At 59.8% G+C, this 22,603-nt stretch carries 25 protein-coding genes and 1 pseudogene; 16 read left to right on the top strand and 10 right to left on the bottom strand.

Features of this window, described 5'->3' with window-relative positions; translation table 11 throughout:
- The first annotated feature begins 13 nt into the window (after positions 1-13).
- Both GJU83_RS11255 and GJU83_RS11250 read left to right on the top strand, forming a co-directional pair.
- Positions 14-808, top strand: a complete 795-nt coding sequence (locus GJU83_RS11255) for an SDR family NAD(P)-dependent oxidoreductase (protein ID WP_153634374.1) — start codon at positions 14-16, stop codon at positions 806-808.
- A 54-nt stretch (positions 809-862) separates the two neighbouring features.
- Positions 863-1,381: a cytochrome b gene (locus tag GJU83_RS11250; RefSeq protein WP_153634373.1), complete on the top strand. Its 519-nt coding sequence runs from the start codon at positions 863-865 to the stop codon at positions 1,379-1,381.
- 32 nt (positions 1,382-1,413) lie between these two features.
- Here GJU83_RS11250 and GJU83_RS11245 read toward each other — a convergent pair whose 3' ends face one another.
- The gene (locus GJU83_RS11245) at positions 1,414-2,283 is read right to left on the bottom strand and encodes a LysR substrate-binding domain-containing protein (protein ID WP_153634372.1); all 870 of its coding nucleotides are present in this window, start codon (positions 2,281-2,283) and stop codon (positions 1,414-1,416) included.
- Positions 2,284-2,444: 161 nt separating this feature from the next.
- Between GJU83_RS11245 and GJU83_RS11240 the strand changes: the two genes are divergently transcribed.
- Both GJU83_RS11240 and fghA read left to right on the top strand, forming a co-directional pair.
- Positions 2,445-3,563: an S-(hydroxymethyl)glutathione dehydrogenase/class III alcohol dehydrogenase gene (locus tag GJU83_RS11240; RefSeq protein WP_228715185.1), complete on the top strand. Its 1,119-nt coding sequence runs from the start codon at positions 2,445-2,447 to the stop codon at positions 3,561-3,563.
- A gap of 47 nt (positions 3,564-3,610) precedes the next feature.
- On the top strand, positions 3,611-4,468 hold the full coding sequence (fghA, locus tag GJU83_RS11235; RefSeq protein WP_153634370.1) for an S-formylglutathione hydrolase: 858 nt from the start codon (positions 3,611-3,613) through the stop codon (positions 4,466-4,468).
- A 63-nt stretch (positions 4,469-4,531) separates the two neighbouring features.
- On the opposite strand, the gene GJU83_RS11230 is transcribed toward fghA, so the two are convergent.
- The 3 genes and pseudogenes from GJU83_RS11230 to GJU83_RS11220 all read right to left on the bottom strand — a co-directional run bounded on the left by GJU83_RS11230 (position 4,532) and on the right by GJU83_RS11220 (position 6,828).
- On the bottom strand, positions 4,532-5,713 hold the full coding sequence (locus GJU83_RS11230) for an acyl-CoA dehydrogenase (RefSeq protein ID WP_153634369.1): 1,182 nt from the start codon (positions 5,711-5,713) through the stop codon (positions 4,532-4,534).
- A 58-nt stretch (positions 5,714-5,771) separates the two neighbouring features.
- Positions 5,772-5,978: pseudogene (locus GJU83_RS11225) on the bottom strand (hypothetical protein); the annotation flags it as partial.
- 73 nt (positions 5,979-6,051) lie between these two features.
- Complete coding sequence (locus tag GJU83_RS11220; protein WP_153634368.1) at positions 6,052-6,828, bottom strand: enoyl-CoA hydratase; 777 nt, start codon at positions 6,826-6,828, stop codon at positions 6,052-6,054.
- 215 nt (positions 6,829-7,043) lie between these two features.
- Between GJU83_RS11220 and GJU83_RS11215 the strand changes: the two genes are divergently transcribed.
- The 5 genes from GJU83_RS11215 (at position 7,044) to GJU83_RS11195 (ending at position 12,043) form a co-directional block, all read left to right on the top strand.
- Complete coding sequence (locus tag GJU83_RS11215) at positions 7,044-8,708, top strand: AMP-binding protein (protein ID WP_153634367.1); 1,665 nt, start codon at positions 7,044-7,046, stop codon at positions 8,706-8,708.
- A gap of 35 nt (positions 8,709-8,743) precedes the next feature.
- Entirely contained in the window at positions 8,744-9,511 is a 768-nt protein-coding gene (locus GJU83_RS11210; protein WP_153634366.1) for an SDR family NAD(P)-dependent oxidoreductase, read from the top strand.
- 31 nt (positions 9,512-9,542) lie between these two features.
- Positions 9,543-10,325, top strand: coding sequence for an enoyl-CoA hydratase-related protein (locus GJU83_RS11205; RefSeq protein ID WP_153634365.1), 783 nt, complete (start codon positions 9,543-9,545; stop codon positions 10,323-10,325).
- Positions 10,326-10,349: 24 nt separating this feature from the next.
- Complete coding sequence (gene aliB / locus GJU83_RS11200) at positions 10,350-11,489, top strand: cyclohexanecarboxyl-CoA dehydrogenase (RefSeq protein ID WP_153634364.1); 1,140 nt, start codon at positions 10,350-10,352, stop codon at positions 11,487-11,489.
- An 83-nt stretch (positions 11,490-11,572) separates the two neighbouring features.
- Positions 11,573-12,043, top strand: coding sequence for a MarR family winged helix-turn-helix transcriptional regulator (locus tag GJU83_RS11195; protein ID WP_136629948.1), 471 nt, complete (start codon positions 11,573-11,575; stop codon positions 12,041-12,043).
- 41 nt (positions 12,044-12,084) lie between these two features.
- On the opposite strand, the gene GJU83_RS11190 is transcribed toward GJU83_RS11195, so the two are convergent.
- The 3 genes from GJU83_RS11190 to GJU83_RS11180 form a co-directional block, all read right to left on the bottom strand.
- Complete coding sequence (locus GJU83_RS11190; RefSeq protein ID WP_153634363.1) at positions 12,085-12,477, bottom strand: glutaredoxin family protein; 393 nt, start codon at positions 12,475-12,477, stop codon at positions 12,085-12,087.
- 207 nt (positions 12,478-12,684) lie between these two features.
- Positions 12,685-13,818, bottom strand: coding sequence for a putative sulfate/molybdate transporter (locus GJU83_RS11185; RefSeq protein WP_153634362.1), 1,134 nt, complete (start codon positions 13,816-13,818; stop codon positions 12,685-12,687).
- A 38-nt stretch (positions 13,819-13,856) separates the two neighbouring features.
- Complete coding sequence (locus tag GJU83_RS11180; RefSeq protein WP_153634361.1) at positions 13,857-14,741, bottom strand: substrate-binding domain-containing protein; 885 nt, start codon at positions 14,739-14,741, stop codon at positions 13,857-13,859.
- Positions 14,742-14,857: 116 nt separating this feature from the next.
- Here GJU83_RS11180 and GJU83_RS11175 point away from each other — a divergent pair, with 116 nt between their 5' ends.
- From GJU83_RS11175 to GJU83_RS11145, 7 genes are all read left to right on the top strand, one after another.
- Positions 14,858-15,556 carry an ABC transporter permease gene (locus GJU83_RS11175; RefSeq protein WP_153634360.1) on the top strand — a complete coding sequence of 233 codons (699 nt, stop codon included), beginning with the start codon at positions 14,858-14,860 and terminating at the stop codon, positions 15,554-15,556.
- Complete coding sequence (locus tag GJU83_RS11170) at positions 15,553-16,296, top strand: ATP-binding cassette domain-containing protein (RefSeq protein ID WP_153634359.1); 744 nt, start codon at positions 15,553-15,555, stop codon at positions 16,294-16,296. Before GJU83_RS11175 ends, GJU83_RS11170 begins: the two co-directional genes overlap by 4 nt.
- A 68-nt stretch (positions 16,297-16,364) precedes the next feature.
- Entirely contained in the window at positions 16,365-17,171 is an 807-nt protein-coding gene (locus GJU83_RS11165; protein ID WP_153634358.1) for an ABC transporter substrate-binding protein, read from the top strand.
- 183 nt (positions 17,172-17,354) lie between these two features.
- Positions 17,355-18,224 (top strand): formate dehydrogenase accessory sulfurtransferase FdhD, encoded by an 870-nt coding sequence (locus GJU83_RS11160; protein ID WP_153634357.1) that lies wholly within the window; start codon positions 17,355-17,357, stop codon positions 18,222-18,224.
- A 12-nt stretch (positions 18,225-18,236) separates the two neighbouring features.
- The gene (gene mobA / locus GJU83_RS11155) at positions 18,237-18,824 is read left to right on the top strand and encodes a molybdenum cofactor guanylyltransferase MobA (protein ID WP_153634356.1); all 588 of its coding nucleotides are present in this window, start codon (positions 18,237-18,239) and stop codon (positions 18,822-18,824) included.
- Complete coding sequence (gene mobB, locus GJU83_RS11150) at positions 18,821-19,327, top strand: molybdopterin-guanine dinucleotide biosynthesis protein B (RefSeq protein ID WP_069182758.1); 507 nt, start codon at positions 18,821-18,823, stop codon at positions 19,325-19,327. The genes mobA and mobB overlap by 4 nt, the downstream gene beginning before the upstream one ends.
- A complete protein-coding gene (locus GJU83_RS11145) occupies positions 19,324-20,571 on the top strand; it encodes a molybdopterin-binding protein (RefSeq protein WP_153634355.1) in 1,248 nt (415 codons plus the stop codon). Before mobB ends, GJU83_RS11145 begins: the two co-directional genes overlap by 4 nt.
- Here GJU83_RS11145 and GJU83_RS11140 read toward each other — a convergent pair whose 3' ends face one another.
- From GJU83_RS11140 to GJU83_RS11130, 3 genes are read right to left on the bottom strand one after another with little or no spacing between them, the layout of a single operon-like run.
- The gene (locus GJU83_RS11140; RefSeq protein ID WP_136629941.1) at positions 20,572-21,048 is read right to left on the bottom strand and encodes a DUF6505 family protein; all 477 of its coding nucleotides are present in this window, start codon (positions 21,046-21,048) and stop codon (positions 20,572-20,574) included.
- Positions 21,045-21,752 (bottom strand): biotin/lipoate--protein ligase family protein, encoded by a 708-nt coding sequence (locus GJU83_RS11135; RefSeq protein ID WP_227514456.1) that lies wholly within the window; start codon positions 21,750-21,752, stop codon positions 21,045-21,047. Before GJU83_RS11135 ends, GJU83_RS11140 begins: the two co-directional genes overlap by 4 nt.
- Positions 21,749-22,594: an Mrp/NBP35 family ATP-binding protein gene (locus GJU83_RS11130; protein WP_083231750.1), complete on the bottom strand. Its 846-nt coding sequence runs from the start codon at positions 22,592-22,594 to the stop codon at positions 21,749-21,751. The genes GJU83_RS11135 and GJU83_RS11130 overlap by 4 nt, the downstream gene beginning before the upstream one ends.
- Between the last annotated feature and the right edge of the window lie 9 nt (positions 22,595-22,603).

The following is a 22,603-nucleotide window of genomic DNA, read 5'->3' as shown; positions in this document are numbered from 1 at the left end:
CAGGAGATTCCAGATGCAGATTGATCTCAGCGGCAAAACCTCACTGGTAACGGGTTCAACCGCCGGTATCGGGCTGGCCATTGCCAGCGGCCTGGCAAACGCCGGCGCACAGGTCACGATCACAGGCCGTCGTCAGGACAAACTGGACAACGCCCTAGCGAGTATCGAACAGACCTCCGGACGCACCGATATCCGGGGGATCGTGGCCGACCCCGGCACGGCCGAAGGTTGCCAGGCCCTGACTGAGGCCTGTCCGGACGTCGATATTCTCGTCAACAATCTGGGTATCTACGGTGCACAGCCGTTCTTCGATATTGCGGACGACGATTGGAACCACATACTTGAGGTCAATGTCATGAGTGCTGTCCGGCTCGCCAGGCACTACTCCCGAGGCATGGCGGACCGGGGTTGGGGCAGGATCCAGTTTATTTCCAGTGAGTCGGCCCTGAACATTCCATCCGAAATGGTGCACTACGGCGTCAGCAAGGCGGCCCTGCAGGGGCTTTCCCGTGGCCTTGCAAAAGTGCTCGCCGGCACCGGCGTAACCGTCAACACCATTCTGCCCGGCCCTACTCGCACCGAGGGCGCCGTAGCCATGCTTCAGGAGATGGCTTCCGAACGGGGCGTATCGATGGCAGAGATGGAAACGCTCTTCCTTGAAGAAAACCGACCGTCAACGCTGATCAAGCGGTTCGCCGATCCGGTGGAAGTAGCCAGCCTGTGTGTCTACGCGGCCTCACCCCAGGCCAGTGCTACCACCGGTTCAGCCCTGCGAGTGGAAGGCGGCATTGTTGAAAGCATCGCCTGACACAGGGCGCTGCATCGATTACCAAAAACCGAAACCAGAGGACATCTCTTGACCATGAAAGACTCCAGGGAAAGTTACGGAACGCTCAGCAAAAGCCTGCACTGGCTGATGGCCGTGTTGATCGGCTGGCAGTTTCTGAAGTTTGGCGACCGGATTGCCGACGGCGAGCACTGGGTTGGCGAAACCCTTGTGCCCTGGCATGTGTCGATCGGAACACTACTACTCGCATTTATCGTGCTGCGCATGGTTTGGGCTTTCAGTCAGCGCGGCCAAAGGCCCCAACATGAGGACCCGCAGGGACGCCTGGTGAAAATCGGTCATGGTTTGCTCTATGCGGCCATGCTGTTGCTGCCCTTCACCGGAATTCTGATTCTGCTGGGTGGCGGTTATGGTCTGAACGCCTTTGGCGTGCAGCTGATTGCAAAGGGTGACAAGATCGCCTGGGCATCGACCATTGGCGGCATCCATTCCACCCTCGCCTGGGCTCTGGCGGTTCTGGTGATTGGTCATATCGGTATGGCGCTGTTCCACCAGCATGTGAAAGGCGACGGCACCCTGAGCCGGATGGTCTGAACTAAGCCAAACGGGCCCGCTGCTGTCCGGCGCTATGCGAGCGATTCTGCAAAAAAATCCAGAAGCAGGCGTACCTTTGGCGACAGATGACGGTTATGGGGATACACCGCCCAGATACCGTCATCGTCTTCCTGATAGTGAGTCAGCACCGGGATCAACCGCCTGGAGTCCACTGCAGCCTGAACGTAATAATCCGGCAACTGAACAATACCAATGCCCTTGAGGGCGGCATCGAGCAGAGCCCTGCCGCTGTCACAGCGAATATTGCCATTGACCCGGACATTTCGGGGCTGCCCTGCTTCCTGGAAGCGCCAGTAATCGAGGTTGCCCAGCAGACAGTTATGATTCGCCAACTCGGAGAGCGAGTGCGGCGTGCCATGCGTCGCAAGGTAATCGGGCGACGCACACACGTACAGGGTTCGGGATGCAAGCCGCCGCGCCATCAGAGTAGAGTCCTTCAGCTTACCCATGCGAACCGCAAGATCGTAGCCTTCAGCCACCAGGTCCAGGGTCTGATTGGTAAGATGCATCTCCACATCAAGTTCGGGGTAACGCACAACGAAGTCATTGACCAGTGGCGTAATCGACTTTTCTCCATAGGTCACCGGCGCCGTGAGTCTCAGCCTGCCTCGGGGGACCAGTTGCATATTGGTGATAGAACGCTCCGCTTGCTCAAGGGCATCAAGCACCTGGCGACAGTGCTGGTAATAAAGTTGCCCGGCCTCGGTGGCAGACACGCGACGCGTGGTTCGATAAAACAGGCGGGTTGATAAGCGGGCCTCCAGGGCACTGACCTGTCGGCTCACTTGTGCGGTCGAGACGCCCAGTTGCTTCGCGGCACGGGTGAAGCTCCCGGTTTCGGCTACCGCCACGAACTCATCTACCCCTTCCCAGCGATGCATGACTGTCCCCGTTCATGGTTTGTCATCTTGATTATTGCACAACAGTAAAAGTTATTTACTGAGAGTGGCCATTATCAATCAGATCACTATAAATACAATGGGCAATTCGATCGGGCGGCGCCCGCCCTTCCTGTATACCGATGGAGAACACTATGGCTGAAATGATCAAATCAAAAGCGGCAATTGCCTGGGGCCCCGGTCAGCCACTGTCCGTTGAAGAAGTGGATGTCATGCCCCCTAAGGCGGGAGAAGTGAGAATAAAAGTGATGGCAACGGGTGTATGCCACACCGATGCATTCACCCTCTCCGGAGAAGATCCCGAGGGCAACTTTCCGGCCATCCTTGGTCACGAGGGCGGCGGAATTGTCGAAGCGGTCGGCGAAGGGGTCACCAGTGTAGCGATCGGCGATCACGTCATTCCGCTCTATACCCCCGAGTGTGGCGAGTGCAAATTCTGCCTGTCTGGCAAAACCAATCTGTGCGGAAAAATCCGCGAAACCCAGGGCAAAGGACTCATGCCCGATGGCACCAGCCGTTTCTACAAGGACGGCCAGCCCATTCATCATTACATGGGCTGCTCGACCTTCTCCGAATACACCGTGCTCCCCGAGATCTCGCTTGCGAAGGTCAACAAGGAAGCCCCTCTGGAAGAGGTGTGCCTGCTTGGCTGTGGCGTGACCACCGGCATGGGCGCGGTCATGAATACCGCGAAGGTGGAAGAAGGCGCTACGGTGGCCATTTTCGGGCTCGGCGGCATCGGCCTGTCTGCGATTATTGGTGCGACCATGGCCAAGGCGAGTCGAATCATCGCCATCGATATCAATGACAGCAAGTTCGACCTGGCACAACAGCTTGGTGCAACCGACTGCATCAATCCCAAAGACTATGACAAGCCGATTCAGGAAGTGATCGTCGAACTGACCGACGGTGGCGTGGACTATTCCTTCGAATGCATCGGGAACGTCGATGTCATGCGGTCCGCACTGGAGTGCTGCCACAAGGGCTGGGGCGAGTCTGTCATTATTGGCGTCGCCGGGGCAGGCCAGGAAATCTCCACCCGCCCGTTCCAGCTGGTCACTGGTCGCGTCTGGAAAGGCTCCGCCTTCGGTGGCGTCAAAGGCCGTTCCGAGCTGCCCGGTATTGTCGAGCGTTACCTGCAGGGTGAATTCAAGCTCAATGATTTCATCACCCACACCATGGGGCTTGATGACATCAACGAGGCCTTCGAACTGATGCATGAGGGCAAGAGCATCCGCAGCGTAATTCATTTCGACAAGTAATCGCGACGGCCACCTGCCCGGCAGGTGGCCGACCGATGGAGGTCCCGATGACAATCGAAAACCTGAGCAGCAACAAGAGTTTCGGTGGCTGGCACAAGCAGTACAGTCACCGTTCTGAAACCCTGGGTTGCAGAATGCGATTTGCGATCTATCTTCCGCCAGGAGTAGCCAACGGGGAAAAAGTACCGGTGCTCTATTGGCTGTCCGGCCTGACCTGTACCGATGAAAACTTCATGCAGAAAGCCGGCGCCCATCGTGTGGCTGCAGAGCTAGGCATTGCCATTGTGGCACCGGACACTAGCCCACGTGGCGATGACGTTGCCGACGATGAACGCTACGATCTTGGCCAGGGGGCGGGGTTCTATGTAAACGCTACCGAAAGCCCATGGTATCCCCACTACCGCATGTACGACTATGTGCTGAATGAGCTGCCTTCACTGATCGAGTCGGTTTTCCCGGTAACGGATCAACGCTCGATTGCAGGTCATTCAATGGGTGGTCACGGCGCCCTGGTTCTGGCTCTGCGCAACCCTGAACGATTCCAGTCCGTATCGGCCTTCAGCCCGATCAGCAACCCGGCAAATTGCCCCTGGGGCAAAAAGGCCTTCACCGCCTACCTGGGCAAGGACACCGCGCGTTGGGCCGAATACGACGCCAGCCTGCTGATGCGGGATGCAACACAGTTCGTACCAGCCCTGGTCGACCAGGGGGACGCCGACAACTTCCTGAGTGAGCAGCTTCAGCCAGAGGCGCTTGAGGCCGCAGCCAGCATCAGCAATTACCCGCTAGAGCTGAATTTCCGGGAAGGCTACGACCACAGCTACTTCTTCATCGCGAGTTTTATCGACCAGCATCTGCGGTTTCATGGCGGGCATTTGGAGTGCGTACCTTTGTCGGCCGCATAAAGCACGCACAAGTAGAACGGTTGCCAAAAAGACCGGGATTCAGTGCTTTAACGTCCAGCAATGTTAAAAAAACGCCTGAATTCCCGTCTGAGCCCGGCCAAGAATCAGGGCATGGACATCGTGGGTACCCTCATAGGTATTCACCACCTCCAGATTGACCAGGTGGCGAGCCACCCCGAATTCATCGCTGATGCCGTTACCCCCGAGCATATCCCTGGCCAGACGGGCAACATCCAGAGCCTTGCCACAGGAATTGCGCTTCATGATGGATGTAATCTCAACGGCGGCTGTACCATCGTCCTTCATTCGTCCAAGCCGCAGGCAACCTTGCAGAGCCAGGGTGATGTCGGTCTGCATGTCCGCCAGCTTCTTCTGGATCAGCTGGTTGGCCGCCAGCGGCCGGCCAAACTGTTTGCGGTCCAGCACGTACTGGCGGGCCGTGTGCCAGCAATCTTCGGCGGCCCCGAGCGCTCCCCAGGAAATGCCGTAACGAGCCGAGTTCAGGCAGGTGAATGGTCCCTTGAGGCCCCGTACTTCGGGAAACGCGTTTTCTTCCGGCACAAACACCCCATCCATCACGGTCTCACCGGTGAGCGAGGCACGCAGGCCCACCTTGCCGTGAATGGCCGGGGCACTCAGGCCTTCCCAGCCTTTCTCCAGCACAAAGCCGCGAATCTGGCCGTCGTCGTCCTTGGCCCAGACCACGAATACATCGGCGATCGGGCTGTTGGTGATCCACATCTTGCTGCCGGTCAGGCGGTAGCCGCCGTCCACCTTGCGCGCCCGGGTCGCCATGCTGCCGGGATCAGAGCCGTGATCCGGCTCAGTCAGGCCGAAGCAGCCGATCCACTCGCCGGAGGCCAGTTTCGGCAGGTACTTCTGGCGGGTCTCCTCGTTACCGAATTCGTAGATGGGGACCATCACCAGAGACGACTGCACGCTCATCATGGAGCGGTACCCGGAATCCACGCGCTCCACTTCCCGGGCGATCAGGCCATAGCATACGTAGTTCAGACCACTGCCGCCGTATTGCTCAGGAATGGTGCAACCCAGCAGACCGGTCTCACCCATTTCCCGGAAAATCGCCGGATCAGTCTGTTCGTTACGGAAGGCTTCCAGCACCCGGGGGCGGAGCTTGCTTTCGGCAAACTGGCGGGCACTGTCGCGCACCATGCGCTCTTCTTCGGTCAGTTGCTGGTCCAGCAACAGCGGGTCTTCCCAGTTGAAACTTGCTTGGTTGGCCATGTCGTTTGTCTCCGTTTGTGGATCTTGTCTTGTTGGTTGGCTTTCAGGCCACCTGTGAATATTCCCGGGTCATGCCGATGCCTCCATGCAACTGTGGGGATTGCTCCGCAATCAGCTCCGACGCCCGGGAGACTACAAATTTGGCGGCTGCCAGCCGGCGGCTGTCGGAAAACACTTCGTTGACCTCGTGTTCACCATCCAGAGTGATGATCGGTCGCACGGTAATCCCAGGCGTATCCATGTCTAGTAGCAGGGAGGAAATGCCCGGACCTCACTGCGGAAAGCCTGCTCTTCGGGGGTGAAATGAATATCCATAATCGCTCCTGAGCTTTTAAAGGTTACCGGTGCTTCCACTCGGGCTGACGTTTTTCGAGAAAGGCAGTCATACCCTCGTTGCGATCCTCACTGGCAAAACTGGACCACAGCAGACGGCGCTCGTATTCCACCCCGGCGCGCAGTGAGGTCTCGAAGGCCTGGTTCACAGCCTCTTTGTTGATCATGGTGGCCATCTGCGAGTAACCGGCGATGTCATTGGCCACGGCCAGCGCCTCCTCCAACAGCCGCTCTGCCGGTACTACCCGACTCACCAGGCCACTGCGTTCGGCCTCCTCCGCATCCATCATCCGCCCGGTCAGGCACAGGTCCATAGTCTTCGCCTTGCCGATGGCCCGGGCCAAACGCTGGGTGCCCCCGGCCCCGGGCAGGGTGCCAATCTTCACCTCCGGCTGTCCGAAACGCGCGTTATCGGCCGCGATCAGCAAATCGCACATCATCGCCAGCTCGCAGCCGCCACCCAGTGCCAGGCCGGCCACTGCCGCTATCACAGGTTTTCGGCAGCGGGTCACGGTTTCCCAGTTCGCCGAGATGAAGCGCTCACGGTAGGCCCGGGAGAAATCCAGGGCATGGACTTCGGAAATGTCCGCACCGGCTGCAAACGCCTTGTCATTGCCGGTGATGACGATGGCGCGGATGGCGTTATCCGCCTCGAGGGCTTCCAGAGCCGACGTCAGTTCGTTCATCAGTTCATTGTTCAGCGCATTGTGCACCTTCGGACGGTTGAGCCGGATGACGGCCACAGCCTCGCACTTTTCAAGCAATATGTTGCTGTAGTTCATAACCATCTCCACTAAGAGGCGATTTCTTATAATTAGTCTATTAAAGCCCTTGTATTGACCACTCCGATTTAAAAAAGACTACACCCGAATATTTTTTAAGGCAACATGTTGACATATTAATTTGAGAAGGCGTATCTTGAAACTGACAAGTTAACGACCCGCTTATTAGGTCAGACCTCCCAACAACAACAAACCGGACACAACAGGTGAATCAGATGGATACAGGCATCACTCTTAATCCGGAACGCCGTGCCGCCATGGTCGAGATTGGCGGATGGAACGACAAACTCATCACCGACTACCTGGACCAGGCCGTGGCCAGCACGCCAGACCGGGAAGCCATCGTCGGTTACCAGGTCACAGATGACACCCGTACCGCTCTCACCTATCGGGAACTCAATAACAAGGTCACCCGTATGGCAGCGGGCCTGGTGGCCATGGGTATCGGCAAAGGCGAGGTGGTGGCCTGCCAGTTGCCGAACTGGTGGCAGACCACAGCCCTGCACCTGGCCTGCATTCGTATCGGCGCCATCCTGAATCCGCTCATGCCGATCTTCCGGGAGCGCGAACTGCGCTTCATGCTCAAACATGGCGAAGCCAAACTGCTGGTGATTCCAAAGGTCTTCCGGGACTTTGACTACGAGGCCATGATCGACGGAATCCGCAACGGACTGCCCAATCTTGAAACCCTGCTGGTGATCGGCGGCGAAGGCGAACGCAGCTTCGAGCAGCGCCTGATAGAGACCGCCTGGGAAGAACAGCAGGACACCCGGGCCCTATTTGCCGAGCGCCAGCTCACCGCCGACGACGCCATTCAGATCCTCTACACCTCCGGCACCACCGGTGAGCCTAAAGGCGTCATGCACAGCTCCAACACACTGTTTTCCAATGTGCGACCCTACGCCGAGCGCCTGCACCTGACCCCGGATGACAAGGTACTGATGGCCTCCCCGCTGGCCCACCAGACCGGCTTCATGTACGGCATCATGATGCCCATTTACCTGGGCACGACCGCCATCCTGCAGGACATCTGGGACGCGGACTACGTCTGCAAGGTAATAGGTGCCGAGAAACCGGCCTTCACCATGGCCGCCACACCTTTCCTGGCCGACCTGGTCAAGACCGCGCCCAAGCACGAGGGCGAACTGGATTCGCTGCGCATCTTCGTTTCCGCCGGCGCACCGATCCCCAGCGCTGTGGTCGAGCAGGCCGGCAAGGTGCTGAAAGCCAAAATTGTCTCAGCCTGGGGCATGACCGAAAACGGCGCGGTCACCATGACCTGCCCGGAAGATCCGGCCGAGCGGGCCAGCCAGTCCGACGGCAAGGCACTGCCCTGGATGGAAGTGAAAGTCACCGACTTCCAGGGTAACGAGTTACCGGCCGGAGAAGAGGGCAGCCTGCTGGTTCGCGGCTCCAGCCTGTTTATCGGTTACCTGAAGCGCCCGGAACTCTATGGCGTGGACGAGGACGGCTGGTTCAACACCGGTGACCTCGCCCGCATGGACAAGGACGGTTACATCCGCATCACCGGTCGCAGCAAAGACGTGGTTATCCGGGGCGGCGAGAACATCCCGGTGGTGGAGGTAGAGAACCTGCTCTACAAGTACCCGGGCATCGTCGATGTTGCCCTGGTGGGCTGCCCCGACGAACGCCTGGGTGAGCGCCTGTGTGCCTACGTGACCCTGGACGAGAACGCCACCGACCTGACCCTGGACCAGATCAAGGCCTACCTGACCGAACAGCAACTGTCCAAAAACTACCTGCCGGAATACCTGGAAGTGATTGAGGCCATGCCCCGCACTGCCTCCGGCAAGATCCAGAAATTCAAGCTGCGTGAGCAAGCCAAAGAGGTGCGCCTCGAACCGGCCAAGCGCAGTTGATCCATTTGATTTAACAACAACAGGAGCAAGTCATCATGAGAGGCCTGAACAGAAAAACAGTCATCGTCACCGGTGGTGGCGGCGGCATCGGACGCGCCGTGTGCCAGCGCTTTGCCGAGGAAGGCAGCCTGGTGGCCGTACTGGACCGTGACGAAAACGCGGCCCAGGCCACGGTAGACCTGATTACCGAGGCAGGCGGCGAGGCCAAGGCCTACGCCGCAGACATCACCGATTATGCCGCGATCACTGAGACCGTGGCTGCGATGGAAAGCGATCTGGGTGTGCCCACGGTGCTGGTCAACAACGCCGGTTTCGACCGCTTCATGCCATTCCTGAAGACCGAACCAAAACTCTGGGACCAACTGATTGCGGTAAACCTCACCGGCGCCCTGAACATGCACCACGTGGTGCTGCCGAAGATGGTGGCCGCCGGTGGCGGCAAGGTCATCAATGTGGCTTCCGATGCCGCCCGGGTCGGTTCCTCCGGCGAGTCCGTCTACGCCGCCTGCAAGGCCGGGCTGGTGGGCTTCAGCAAGACGGTGGCCCGGGAACTGGCCACCAAGAACGTGTGCCTGAACGTGGTCTGTCCCGGCCCCACCGACACCGCCCTGCTCAAGGGTGTCGCGGAATCCGCGCCCAACCCGGAAAAGCTGCTGGAAGCCTTCCGCAACGCCGTGCCCATGAAACGCCTGGCTCAGCCCGAGGATTACCCCGGCATCATCGCCCTGCTCGCCAGTGACGACGCCAACTTCATCACCGGCCAGGTAATCAGCGTGTCCGGCGGCCTGACCATGGCCGGCTAACGCCCACTTTCACGAAAACGGAGAACACAGCATGAATTACGAAGACATCCTGTACGACGAAACCGATGGCGTCGCCACCATCACCATCAACCGCCCGGACCGCTACAACGCCTTCCGCGGCCAGACCTGCATGGAACTGATCGACGCCTTCCACCGTGCCGGCTGGAACAAGGACATCGGCGTGATCGTGTTCACCGGCGCCGGCGAGAAGGCCTTCTGCACCGGTGGCGACCAGGGCGCCCACGAGGGCCAGTACGACGGTCGCGGCCTGATCGGCCTGCCGGTGGAAGAACTGCAGCGCCTGATCCGGGAAGTACCCAAGCCGGTGATTGCCCGGGTCAACGGCTTCGCCATCGGCGGCGGCCACGTGCTGCACGTGATCTGTGACCTGAGCATCGCCTCGGAAACCGCCATTTTCGGTCAGGTTGGCCCCAAGGTCGGCTCCGTCGATCCCGGTTTCGGCACCGCCTACCTGGCGCGGGTTGTGGGCGAGAAACGGGCCCGGGAAATCTGGTACCTGTGCCGCAAGTATTCCGCCCAACAGGCACTGGAATGGGGCCTGGTAAACGCCGTTGTACCCCCGGAGCAGCTGGACGAGGAAGTACGCAAGTGGTGTGACGAGATCCTCGAGAAGAGTCCGACCGCCATTTCCATCGCCAAGCGCTCGTTCAACGCCGACAGCGACAACATCGCCGGCATCGGTGCCCTCGGCATGCAGGCCCTGAGCCTGTACTACGACACCGACGAATCCAAAGAGGGCGTCAACGCCTTCAAGGAAAAGCGCAAGCCGGAATTCCGCAAGTACTACAAGTAACGGCCCGATAGCCCGGAGAACACCATGAATTTCGGATTCAATGAAGAACAAAACGCGATCCGCGAGGTTGTGGCCCGCTTCAGCGCCGAGGTGCTGGCCCCGGGCTATCGCAAGCGGGACCAGGAAGGCGTGATCGAGCGGGACGTGATCCGCCAGCTCGGCGAGATGGGCCTGCTCGGTGGTGAACTGCCTGAGGAGTTCGGTGGCAGCGGCATGGATTGCGTCACTAGCGGCCTGATCATCGAGGAGATCTCGAAAGGGGATTTCAACGTGGGTTACATTCCCCTACTGACCTCCCTGAACGGCCAGATCATCGCCAGCCACGCCGCGCCGGACCTGGCAAAGGAATGGCTGCACGGCATGACTACCGGTCAGAGAGTGGCTTGCATCGCACTGACCGAACCCCATGGTGGCTCGGACGCTGCCAACCTGCGCCTGAAAGCCGAGAAAAAGGGCGATGTCTACGTGCTCAACGGCGAGAAAACCTCCATCTCCATGGCCGACCAGGCTGACGTGGCGGTGGTGTTCGCCCGCACCGGCACGGTGGAACAGCGCGCCTCCGGGATCAGCGCGTTCCTGGTGCCCATGAACACGCCGGGCATCACCACCACCCGCTTTGAGGACAATGGCCAACGTGCCATCGGCCGCGGTTCGATCTTCTTCGATAACGTGGAAGTACCCGCGAGCCACATGATGGGGGAGGAAGGGAAAGGCTTCAAACAGGTCATGCAGGGTTTCGACTACAGCCGCGCCCTGATCGGCCTGCAGTGCCTGGCGGTGGCCCAGCAGTCCCTGGAAGAAACCTGGCAGTGGCTGACCGAGCGTACTGCCTTTGGCCAGAACCTGTCCGCCTTCCAGGGCCTGACTCATCCGCTGGCGGAATACCAGACCTACGTTCATGCCGCGCGCATGCAGTGCTACCATGCGCTCTGGCTCAAGGACAACAACCTGCCCCATAACGCCGAGGCGGCGATGAACAAGTGGTGGGGCCCGAAGCTCGCTTTCGATGTGGTGAAACAGTGCCTGCTGGCCCATGGCCACACCGGGTGGGGAGAGGATTTACCGTTCGCCCAGCGCTTGCGGGATGTCCTGGGGCTGCAGATTGGTGACGGTACAGCGCAGATCATGAAGAACATTATCGCCCGCGAGTACCTGCCGAAGTGACGCGTCCCATGCCTTCCGTGATTCAGGACGCCGAGAACCGCCCTCGCCGGCCCAACCGCCAGCGGGGCACCAAAGGAGCACAGATGATCGTCAACGAATCCGGAGGCATTCCCAACCGCCTGTTTTTCCGCCTGTTCCAGACCGGAAACATTCTCCAGCGTCAGGTTCAGAATGAAATGGGCATCAGCGCCGTGCAATGGGCGGTGCTCGGGGCGCTGTCACGGGAGGGTTTCGAGGAAGGCACCTCGTTCAATCAGCTCAAAGAGTACCTGTACGTCAGTCGCCAGAACCTCGACGGCGTGCTCAAACGAATGGAACGGGACGGGCACGTTGTTCGGGTACCGGACCCCCAGGATCGGCGGGCCAGACTGGTGGTATTGACCGAATCTGGCCGGACTTTCTGGGATCGGCTGCAGGACTCGATTGCCGAGTTTTACCGGCAGGCCATGCAGGGGATGAGTTTTGATGACAGCGTCAGCCTGCTGCACCTTCTGAAAAAGCTGCAGCATGAACTTATCGATATTTCCCTGGACTCTGCCACCCCAGAGAAATAATGCGGGATAAATGACGAGGACGATCCAACCAGTACCGGCGATCAGGCCGGCTCAAACCGCTCCTGCAGCCACGCCTTGATATCGTCAGACTCATACAGCCAGCGGACACTGCCATCTTCTTGCTGAATCTTCAGGCAGGGCACTTTGACCTGACCGCCGCCAGCCTCCAGCTCTGCACGATGCTCCGGGTTATGCTGGGCGTCCCGGGTTTCGATATTGAGGCCGAGCCGGGCGATTTCTTTCCTTACCTTGATACAAAACGGACAGGCTTTGAACTGGTAAAGAGCCAGATCCTTGCTGGCCTCGTTAGCGCGGGCCTGCTCATCAGCGCTACGGCTGACGCTTTCCGGCGTGCTGAGTTTTTCACTGAGCAGCATGAATGGTGTCAGTATCAGGCGCAGCGTTCGGAAAAAATAACGAATAACAACTCTCATGGGTACGGTTAAAGCTCCGGGTTTCCAGTTAACGATTGCTTCAAAGAGGTCGGCACTCAGGATTGATTTGCGTCCCTCATAGCGGTGTACGAGGATATCATTTCAAAAGATGAAGTGTTCAGAATAACGGGTGCTGAACCCTCACTGGGTGTGGTAGGTGTGGTAGGTGTGGTAGGGAGAGTGTATCAGCCGAATCGGACAATATCCTCAGTCTTGATGCACACCGTTGAAACGTCCACGCAACCAGGCTGACCGGAACGTCTCCGCGGCCACCCCGATGAGGAAGCCGAAAAACGGGTCGGCCCAGAAGGTGATCAGAGCCGTGATGCCAATCACCGGCCAGCAAGAGGGTTTGGCGGTCCAGAGACGTTTGGTGAGGCCCAGTTCAACAGCAGCAACCATGAGCAGAGCGCCAAGACCCGCCGCGGGCACGGCGGCAATGAACGAGAGACCACCGGGCACGATCGCCACCAGGAGTAATCCCGTGCCCAGCAGGACCGGCGCCAGACCGGTGCGGGCGCCAAAGCGATAGTGGGCCGCAACACCCCCGGCGCCGTGGCACATGGGCAAGGCGCCGAATGGCACCAGAAACAGGTTGGCCAGGCCAGTAGTGACGGACAGCCGTGCCGGTGAGACCCGGTGGGACTGATCTCCGAAATAATCCCCCACCACCAGAGCTGTCAGAACGATGGCGTTGGTGATAGTCAACGCCAGTTGCGGCAACACCAGGATAGAGAACCCCTGCTGCCACTCATCCATCGAGGGCAATGTGGGCATCGAGAAGATGGCGGGATCCGCCGGCAATGGCAGCCCGGGTGAACCCAGCAGCGCACCGAGGACCATGGCCAACGCCAGCCCCATCAGCGCCGCCGGCCAGCTGGGGAACAGTTTCAGGGTAACCACCAGCAACCCCAGCACGACCAGGCCCAGCGGCAGGGAGGTAGCCATCAATTCCAGGCTCATGCTGGCCAACAACAAACCCAGCCCCAGTTGCAGGCCGCTCAATACCGACCCCGGCACCAGGCGGGCCGCCCGGTTGATCCATCCGATTGACCCCAGAAGCAACAGGATGGCACCGATCAGAACGCCACTGGCGATCAGGCTCTGGGCACTGACCTGGGTGGTCAACAGCAACGCGGCCACGGCTTTCATGGGCTGCACCGGGACAGGAAGGCGGTAATACAGACCTGTCGCGATGTAAAACACGGCAAAACCCAGGAGTACCGGTACTGGAGCAAGTCCGGCCACGCCGATGGCACCGAGAGTCAAGGGCAGCAATGTGCCAATGTCACCCAGCGCGCCGCTGCTTTCACTGATCACCTTCTTCATGGTCGAACCCATGAGGGCTCCTGCCTGAATGGTCTGCTTATTGTTGTCGTTCAAGCGTTATACACTACTTTACCAAGTTCACTCACATCATACCCGCCCAATGTCTCGGCCCTATGCGCGAATCGTTCGCTACCGGCAAAGGCCAGCAAACGCTGCATGGCCGGCTCGAAATAATGGCGCCGGCGCATGGCCAGGTCGAAGTGCTCCTGCTGCAGGGGGATAAATGCCAAGCCCTGGCGCCTGGCCGCCGCTTCAATACCCACACCGACATCCGCTTCTCCCTGACGAATGGCCAGAGCCAGATCGTCCTCACTGAGCGAGGGATGTGCGGCCCAGGCAAGCTGGCTGCCATCGATTCGGTAGCTGGCGAGCAGGCTCTGCAGCAGATGACTAACACCGGCCTCGGGCTGGCGGTGGGCCAGACGCAGGCCCGACCGGGCGATGTCTTCCAGTTGCACAATTCCGTGGGGATTATCCGGCGCAAGAAGCAGGCCCTGCCGGCGTTTTGCCCAGCGGATCAATACCAGGTCACGCATGCCGCTCAAGCCCAGGGTCACCGGATCATTGTAACGCTCAGTCTGCGCGTGCCAGATATGCATGCCAGCAACCATGGCGCGCCCGTCGACCAGGCGTTGCACCCCGTCTCCGCTGCCCTGGCACAGCATCGCCAGCTCGGCATTGCTCTCCTTCACCGCCCACTCCAGCAGCGGATCCTGGCTACCCACCAGCACGGGTGGCGTTGGCGCACTGACGCCTTCGTCACCCTCCAAATGATTCATCAGCCAGAGGTCTATACGCTGGCGGGGAAATAAAAGCTTTCCCGTCACCCGCACGCAGGGAATCACGCCCTGGCCCACCAGATCGTAGACCTTTCGTTCTTTCAGGCGCAGATACTCGGCAGCCTCGGCCGTAGTGAGATAGTCAGGCAGAGACATCGGACCTCCGGAGTCAGTTGATACGCATAATGCTGTTTCTAGCTGCATTATTTACGCAATGCATCGCAAAGCGTAGTTAAAAACGCCACGATGCTCAATATTAAGGAGACGCTGCTGTGGAAGAAAATGCGTTTTACGTGGCGCTGTCGCTGCTGGTGAATCTCGATGCTTCGCTGTACCAGATCGTGGTGCTATCGCTGCAGGTTTCGCTCGTTGCAGTCCTGATAGCTGCGCTTTTGGGTTTTCCACTGGGCGCTGCGGTTGCGTTATGGCAGTTCCCCGGACGCGGCGGGGTCATTGTGGCGCTGAATGCGCTGATGGGACTGCCGCCGGTTGTGGCAGGGCTTGGCGTTTACCTGCTGCTATCGAGGGCCGGACCGCTTGGCGAACTGGGTCTTCTGTTCACGCCCGGGGCCATGGTGATTGCGCAGGTGATACTGGTGTTACCCATTCTCGCTGCGCTCTCGCGCCAGAAAGTGGAGGAGTTGCTGGTCGAGTACCGGGAACAGTTCGTTTCGCTGGGCATGTCGAAGGCCCGCATGATGCCCACGCTGCTGTGGGACGCCCGCTTTGCCCTGCTGACCGTTCTGCTCGCAGGGTTCGGCCGGGCCAGCGCGGAAGTCGGCGCGGTCATGATGGTTGGCGGCAACATTGACGGCGTCACCCGGGTCATGACAACGGCCATTGTGCTTGAGACCAGCAAGGGCGCCCTGCCCCTGGCGTTGGGCCTCGGCATTGTACTGCTTACGCTTGTCATGGTGATCAACGCGACTGCGTACATTTTGAGTGAAACGGCCAAGAGGCGCATGGGATGACATCGTTGAACGTGCCCGTTAACAGACAAATCGAACTCAATGCACCGCCGTCGCTGCGCTTTGACAACGTCGAGTTCAACCTTCTCGGCCACCAGCTTTTCGGACCCTGCTCATTCACGCTGGACGGCCCCGGCCCCACACTGGTGATGGGCCCCAATGGCGCGGGCAAGAGCCTGATGCTCCGCCTGGCCCACGGGCTGCTCGCGGCAACGGAGGGAGTCATAACCTGGTCCGGTGACAAAAAACCCCGTCAGGCCATGGTATTTCAGACCCCAGTTCTTCTGCGCCGTTCCGCACTGGCCAACCTCACCCACGCGCTGGCTGTCAATAACATCCCACGCAAGCGGCGTGCAGAACTGGCACGGGAAGCCTTGGCACGCTTCGGCCTGTCCGCCTGTGCCGACACGCCCGCCCGGGTGTTATCGGGTGGCGAGAAGCAACGCTTGGCACTGGCCCGGGCCTGGGCACTTTCACCCTCGGTACTGTTTCTGGACGAGCCCACCTCTGCACTGGACCCTGCTGCCATAAAGGACGTGGAAGCCGCCGTTCAGGAATTTCACGAGAGAGGTACACGCATCGTAATGACGACTCATGACCTGCACCAGGCCAAGCGGCTTGCCGGAGATGTGCTGTTTCTGGCTGGAGGCAAAGTGCAGGAGCACACACCGGCTAACGTTTTTTTCAACGCCCCGGTTTCACGCCAGGCCCAGGCCTTCCTGAGCGGAGAACTCGTGGCCTGATCACTCACCGCAAAACGTATCGAACCATCGCTCGCTCTACAAATGAGACACAACAAGGAGAAAACAAGATGAAGAAAACCCTGAATCTGGTTCTGGCTGCCGTGACGACCATGGGCCTGACCTTCAGTGCCCAAGCCGACGACTACATAACGCTGGCCTCAACCACGTCCACCCAGAACTCCGGCCTGTTCGACTCGATCCTGCCCAAGTTTGAGGAAAAAACCGGCATCGAAGTCCGCGTTGTTGCCGTCGGCACCGGCCAGGCGTTTGAGCTTGCCCGCCGGGGCGACGCCGACAGCCTGCTGGTACATGACACCGCCGGGGAAAAGCGGTTTGTCGAAAACGGCTTTGCCACCGAGCGGGCAGACGTTATGTACAATGACTTCGTGCTGATCGGCCCGAAAGACGATCCCGCCAATATCCGTGACGCGGAAAGCGCCGCCGAAGCCTTCTCGGCCATCGCCGAAGCAGAGGCACCGTTTGCATCGCGAGGCGATGACAGCGGCACCAACCGGGCCGAGCTCAGGCTTTGGGAAAACGCCGGCGTGGAACCGGGCGGCAGCTGGTACCGGGAACTGGGTAGCGGCATGGGTCCGACCCTGAACACCGCCGCCGGGATGGACGCCTATGTGATGTCCGACCGTGCTACCTGGGTCGCGTTCGAAAATCGCCAGAATCTCGAGCTGCTGTTCTCAGGCGACAAAGTACTTTTTAACCAGTACGGCAGCTTGCTGCTCTCCGAAGAAAAGCACCCACACCTCAAACACGACCTGGCAGCCCAGTGGCACAACTGGCTGCTGTCGGAAGAAGGCCAGCAGGCGATTGCCGACTTCAAAGTGGACGGGCAGCAACTGTTCTTCCCGAACGCCCAGTGAGGCAAAAGGATCAAGGGCGACTGAACTGAGCGTCTGTTTACCCTGCCCAGATCGAACCCCGGCATTGCCGGGGTTTTTTATTGACAAAAAGCAGCTGTTTTTCCTCAATGCCAAATAGGCTAATCTCTGGCAATCTCCGTACAACATCCATTCCAGTACGACCAGGAAACGGCTATAACAAAAATGACGATTGATCCCATACTTCCCGATCCCAAGGATCCCCGTCTGTCTCGCCCAGTGGAGGGCGTGGACGAGAACGGTGAGGCCAAATCGATCAGCGTGATCGAGGAACGCCCCCTGACCATCTACCTGAACAGCCAGGAGATCGTCACAGCCATGACCATCGGCGACCATCCGGAGTATCTGGCCCTCGGCTTCCTGCTCAACCAGGGCATGCTGAAAGAAACAGACACGGTCACCGGGATCGATTTTGACGAAGAACTCGAGGTTGCGGTGGTGCGCACGTCAGGCGTTACCGATGTCGAGGACAAGCTGGAAAAGAAAACCCGCACCTCCGGTTGCGCCGTGGGCACCGTGTTCGGTGACATGATGGCCGGGCTGGAAGGTCTGTCACTGCCGGATACGCCAGTGCACACCAGCACCTTTTACGATCTCTCCTACCAGATCAACCATACGCCTAGCCTGTATATGGAAACCGGCGCCATCCACGGCACAGCGCTTTGCCAGGGACAAACAATCCTGGCGTACATGGAGGATGTTGGAAGGCACAACGCGGTCGATAAAATTGCCGGCTGGATGCACCTGAATAACATTCCGGCCGCAGACAAGGTTCTGTATACCACCGGCCGCCTGACCTCGGAGATGGTGATAAAAACATCCCTGATGGGCATTCCCACTCTGATCAGCCGCTCGGGCTTCACCGCCTGGGGAGTCGACATTGCTCGTCAGGTCGGGCTGACCCTGATCGGCCGGATGCGTGGCAAGAAATTCACCTGCCTGAGCGGCCAGCACCGCCTGGTGTTCGATCAGGACTTGTCGCAGGTACCCGATGAAGACAAGAAGCTACGTCGAAAAGGCGCTCAACATGATTGACGGAGGCACTGCATGAGCCAATGTGCAGTTATCCTGGCCGGCGGCCAGGCAAACCGCATGGGTGGTGGCGACAAAGGCAGGCTCATGCTCGGCGACCAGTCGTTGATCCAGCGGGTAATCGAACGGATCACACCTCAGGTCGATGCCGTGGTATTGAATGCCAACGGGGATTTAAGCCGGTTCGACGACCTGGATCTGCCGGTGGTGGCGGACTCCATCGAAGGCTTCCCCGGCCCGCTTGCCGGCGTGCTCGCGGGCATGGACTGGGCCGCCGAACAGGGCCACGAATGGCTCATCAGCGTGGCCGCCGACACACCGTTCTTTCCCAGGGATCTGGCTGCCAAACTGGCGGAACATGACACTCCGGTGGTGCTGGCAGCCACGCCAGACCCCGAGCGCGGCCGACTGCCACAGCCAACCTTCGGGCGCTGGCGGGTCGCTTTGAGGGACGATTTGAGAGCCGCCCTGAACGAGGGCGTACGCAAGATCCGCCAGTGGACACAGGCCCAGGGCGAAACTCTGGTGGTTTTTGACGAGGGCGATTTTTTCAACATCAACACCCCGGACGATCTGGCCTGGGCGGAGCAGCATCTGAAGTGAACGTTATAGGCATCGTAGGTTGGAAAAACTCCGGCAAGACCACACTGGCAGCCGCTCTGATTCGCGAACTTTCCGGCCGGGGTTTAACGGTCAGCTCGATCAAGCACGCCCACCACATGGTGGACGTGGATCAGCCCGGAACGGACAGCTACAAACACCGTGAAGCCGGTGCCCGCGAAGTGATTCTGGCCGGGGGCCAGCGCATTGCCATCATGCACGAGCTGCGGGGCGCAGGTGAGCCCTCACTGGAGGATTTGCTGGCCCGCCTGTCGCCCTGCGACTGGGTCGTGGTGGAGGGTTACAAAACCCACGCGCACCCGAAGATTGAAGTACACCGGCAGGAATCGGGCCGATCGCCCCTTTACCGGGAAGACGCCAACATCATCGCCGTTGCCAGCGACTATGCCGCCGATTTTTCCGGGCCTTTGTTCGATATCAATGACGTCACCGGCATTGCCGATTTTATTATTGATCATGTACAGCCACCAGCGAGAGAGTCATGAAGCCGCTTCGCAATGACTGTTTTGCCCTTCCCCCGGGCGTGAACTGGACGCCGGTCGAAGAAGCCCTTGAGCGGTTGCGTTCAAGGTTGCATCCCGTGGTGGAGGTGGAGCGTGAGGTTCCGCTGTCACAGGTGAACGGCCGAATCCTGGCAAGTGATGTCTATGCGCCCCGGGCTCATCCCCCAAGCACCAATTCCGCCGTGGATGGCTATGCTCTTGCCGGGCCGTTAACGGACGTGCCCTGCACCCTGCCTCTGGTGGATGGCCGCAGCGCCGCCGGTGAGCCTTACAAGGGGCAGGTGCCCAAGGGATACGCAATCCGGATTCTGACAGGCGCGGTTATTCCCGCCGGCACGGATACCGTGGTTCTGGAGGAAGACTGCGAAGTCCGGGATGGCCAGTTGCATTTGAACGGTACGCTAAAAGCAGGCGCCAATGCCCGCAAAGCCGGTGAAGACATCAAAGTCGAGGACCGGATTCTTACGGCCGGAACGCGGCTCAGTCCGACCCAGATTTCGGTGCTTGCCAGCGTGGGCGTGGAAGCCGTTGATGTTTATCAGAGACTAAGGGTGGGCGTGCTGTCCACCGGTGATGAGGTGAAGCCGGTGGGCGCACCCGTCACAGACTGGCAGATATACGACGCCAATCGCCCTATGCTCAGCGCCCTGGTATCACAACTCGGCTACGAGCTCGTGGATCTTGGCCATGTGCTGGACCGGGCCGAAGAGGTGAAGGCGGCCCTGGAGCGCGGCGCGGAGCAGTGTGACCTGATCCTGACCAGCGGCGGCGTGTCCGCCGGCGACGAGGATCATGTGTCGAAAACCCTGAAAGAACACGGTGACATCAGTAACTGGCGCATTGCCATCAAACCCGGCCGTCCTCTGGCGCTTGCCATGTTCCGGGGCACGCCGGTAGTCGGTCTGCCGGGTAATCCGGTGGCCGCCTGGGTCTGTGCGCTGAGGTTTGGTGCGCCTGCCATGGCATTGTTGGCAGGGGCCGAATGGTTCGAGCCCCAAGCGTATACCATGCCGGCTGACTTCTCGAAGAACAAAAAACCCGGGCGCAGCGAGATGCTGCGGGCACGGGTTCGCGATGGGAAGGTCGAGGTATTCGGGTCGGAAGGCTCTGGCCGGGTGACCGGTCTGGCCTGGTCCGAGGGTCTGGTGGAACTGGATGAGAGCGCCCAGCAGATCGAGCCCGGCACCCCCGTCCGATTTATTCCCTACGGCAGCTTCGGCCTGTAATCAGTCAACGCTGCCGTGGACCGCAAAGGCCTCCAGTGAGGCATCCTGCGGGCCACGGGAGCGGTAGGTTTCCTCAACGCCCAGGTCGGTCAGGGTGCGGCTGACCATCAGCAGGGTGTTGTCCTCAAAGTCTTCGCACATGCTGCGCATCTGGTCGATTTCTTCACAGGCCACCGGGTAAGCGGCCTCGATGTCCGGCGCGCCATAGATCTCCACAAAAGTCTGCGCGAGCGTCTGGCGTAGCCGCTCCAGCTCCGGCTCGGTAATGTCGCACACGCCAACAAAGCTGGCACGACCACCCGACTCAATGCTGTACCAGCCATTGGTGAAGGCTTGCCGGGCTTTGCCTGTCAGGTCCGCCTCGGTCCAGTTGGAAAACTCGAAGCCGCCAGAAATGGCCCACTCCCCACTGGGTGCCGGCCGCTCGAAGACGTTTTCATCGGAAATGTCCAGTCTCAGGGTTCGGGCCAGTTTCATAGGTGCTCCGCATAATCAATCAGGCTAACAGTTTCGGTCATCACATCCTGGCGCAACAGCATGCGCCCCTTTTCATCCAGACCCACGAACAGGCCGGCTCTGGGCTCCTCGATGCGCTTGCCAATGGTATCGCAGCGCGGACGCCACTCGTTGTGGACCCGCTCGAACCCGCTGTCCAGAAAATAGGTCAGCCATAACAGCGTATGCTTGGACCAGCTCTCCAGCAACGCCATGGGCATTATCTCTACACAGCCCTCTTCGTACAGACAGGTCTGATCCGGCGTTTCACCCGGCTCGCCGCCAGGATGGGTGAAGGGCACCACGATACCGATCACCAGCCAGTTCGGCGTTTCTTTGGGGTCGGACACATCGGCCGCAAACCGGACACTGCCACACAGGGCCCCGTTGACCTTGATGCGGTCAGGCCACTGGAACTGCACCGGCACCTCGGGCGGCGCCAGGGCCCCGAGGCTCTCGGCCAGGCCAATCTGGGCCACGTACACCGCCTGAATAGCCTCTTCCAGCGGCGTCTCGGGTGCCAGCACCAGTGCCGCGCGCAGGGTATCCACGGCCTCGGAATAGAAAATGGTGCCGGAATCCACGCCGGCGATGGCACGGCTGACGGCCTTATCGAAAGGATCCGTATGCGGGGGCACAACCTCGCCGCTCAGTAGCGGTGGGAAACGGGGAGACTCAATGATCATTGGACGGCCCGGGCGTATTGTTCGGAGGCAATGATTTGATCGGCCAGCCGCTGGAAAGCCTGGGCCTGCGGACTGTCGGGCTTGGACACCACAATGGGCACCCCGCCATCGGAGCCGATCCTGATATCGAGATCCAGAGGAATTTCACCGAGGAACGGTGCCCCCAGCTTCTCGGCCTCAGCCCGGGCACCACCGTGGCCGAAGGGATGATGCTCCTTGCCGCAGCCATCGCAGATGAAAGAAGCCATGTTCTCCACCAGGCCGAACAATGGCACGTCCATGCGCTTGAACATGTCGATGCCTTTGCGTGCATCCATCAGGGCAATGTCCTGGGGCGTCGACACCACGATGGCGCCGGCCACGAAAAACTTCTGGCTCAGGGTCATCTGGACATCGCCAGTGCCCGGCGGCAGATCCACCAGCAACACGTCCAGCCTTCCCCAGTCCACTTGGTTCATCATTTGCTGCAGAGCGCCCATCAGCATGGGTCCGCGCCAGACAATGGCTTCCTCTTCGGAGGTCATCAGCCCGAGTGACATCAGGGTCACGCCGTGGTTGCGAAGCGGCAGGATGGTGTTGCCGTCCGGGCTGGAAGGTCGGCCAGACACACCCAGCATCCTCGGCTGGCTGGGGCCATAGACGTCGGCATCCAGCAGGCCGACTTTCAGGCCCTTGGACGCCATGGCCACGGCCAGATTGGAGGACACGGTGGATTTCCCCACCCCGCCCTTGCCTGAGGCAACCGCAATAATACGATCCACGCCCCTGGGGTTCTTGTCCTGTGGCCGGGGCGCATCGGTGCCAATCAGGTTACTTTTTCCTACTTCGGTGTACTGGACCATGGAAATTCC

Origin of the sequence: Marinobacter salsuginis (genome assembly GCF_009617755.1) — a bacterium.
Classification (GTDB): domain Bacteria; phylum Pseudomonadota; class Gammaproteobacteria; order Pseudomonadales; family Oleiphilaceae; genus Marinobacter; species Marinobacter salsuginis.
Note: the sequence above shows the minus strand (reverse complement) of the source record. Positions and strands in the feature narration are given on the sequence as shown.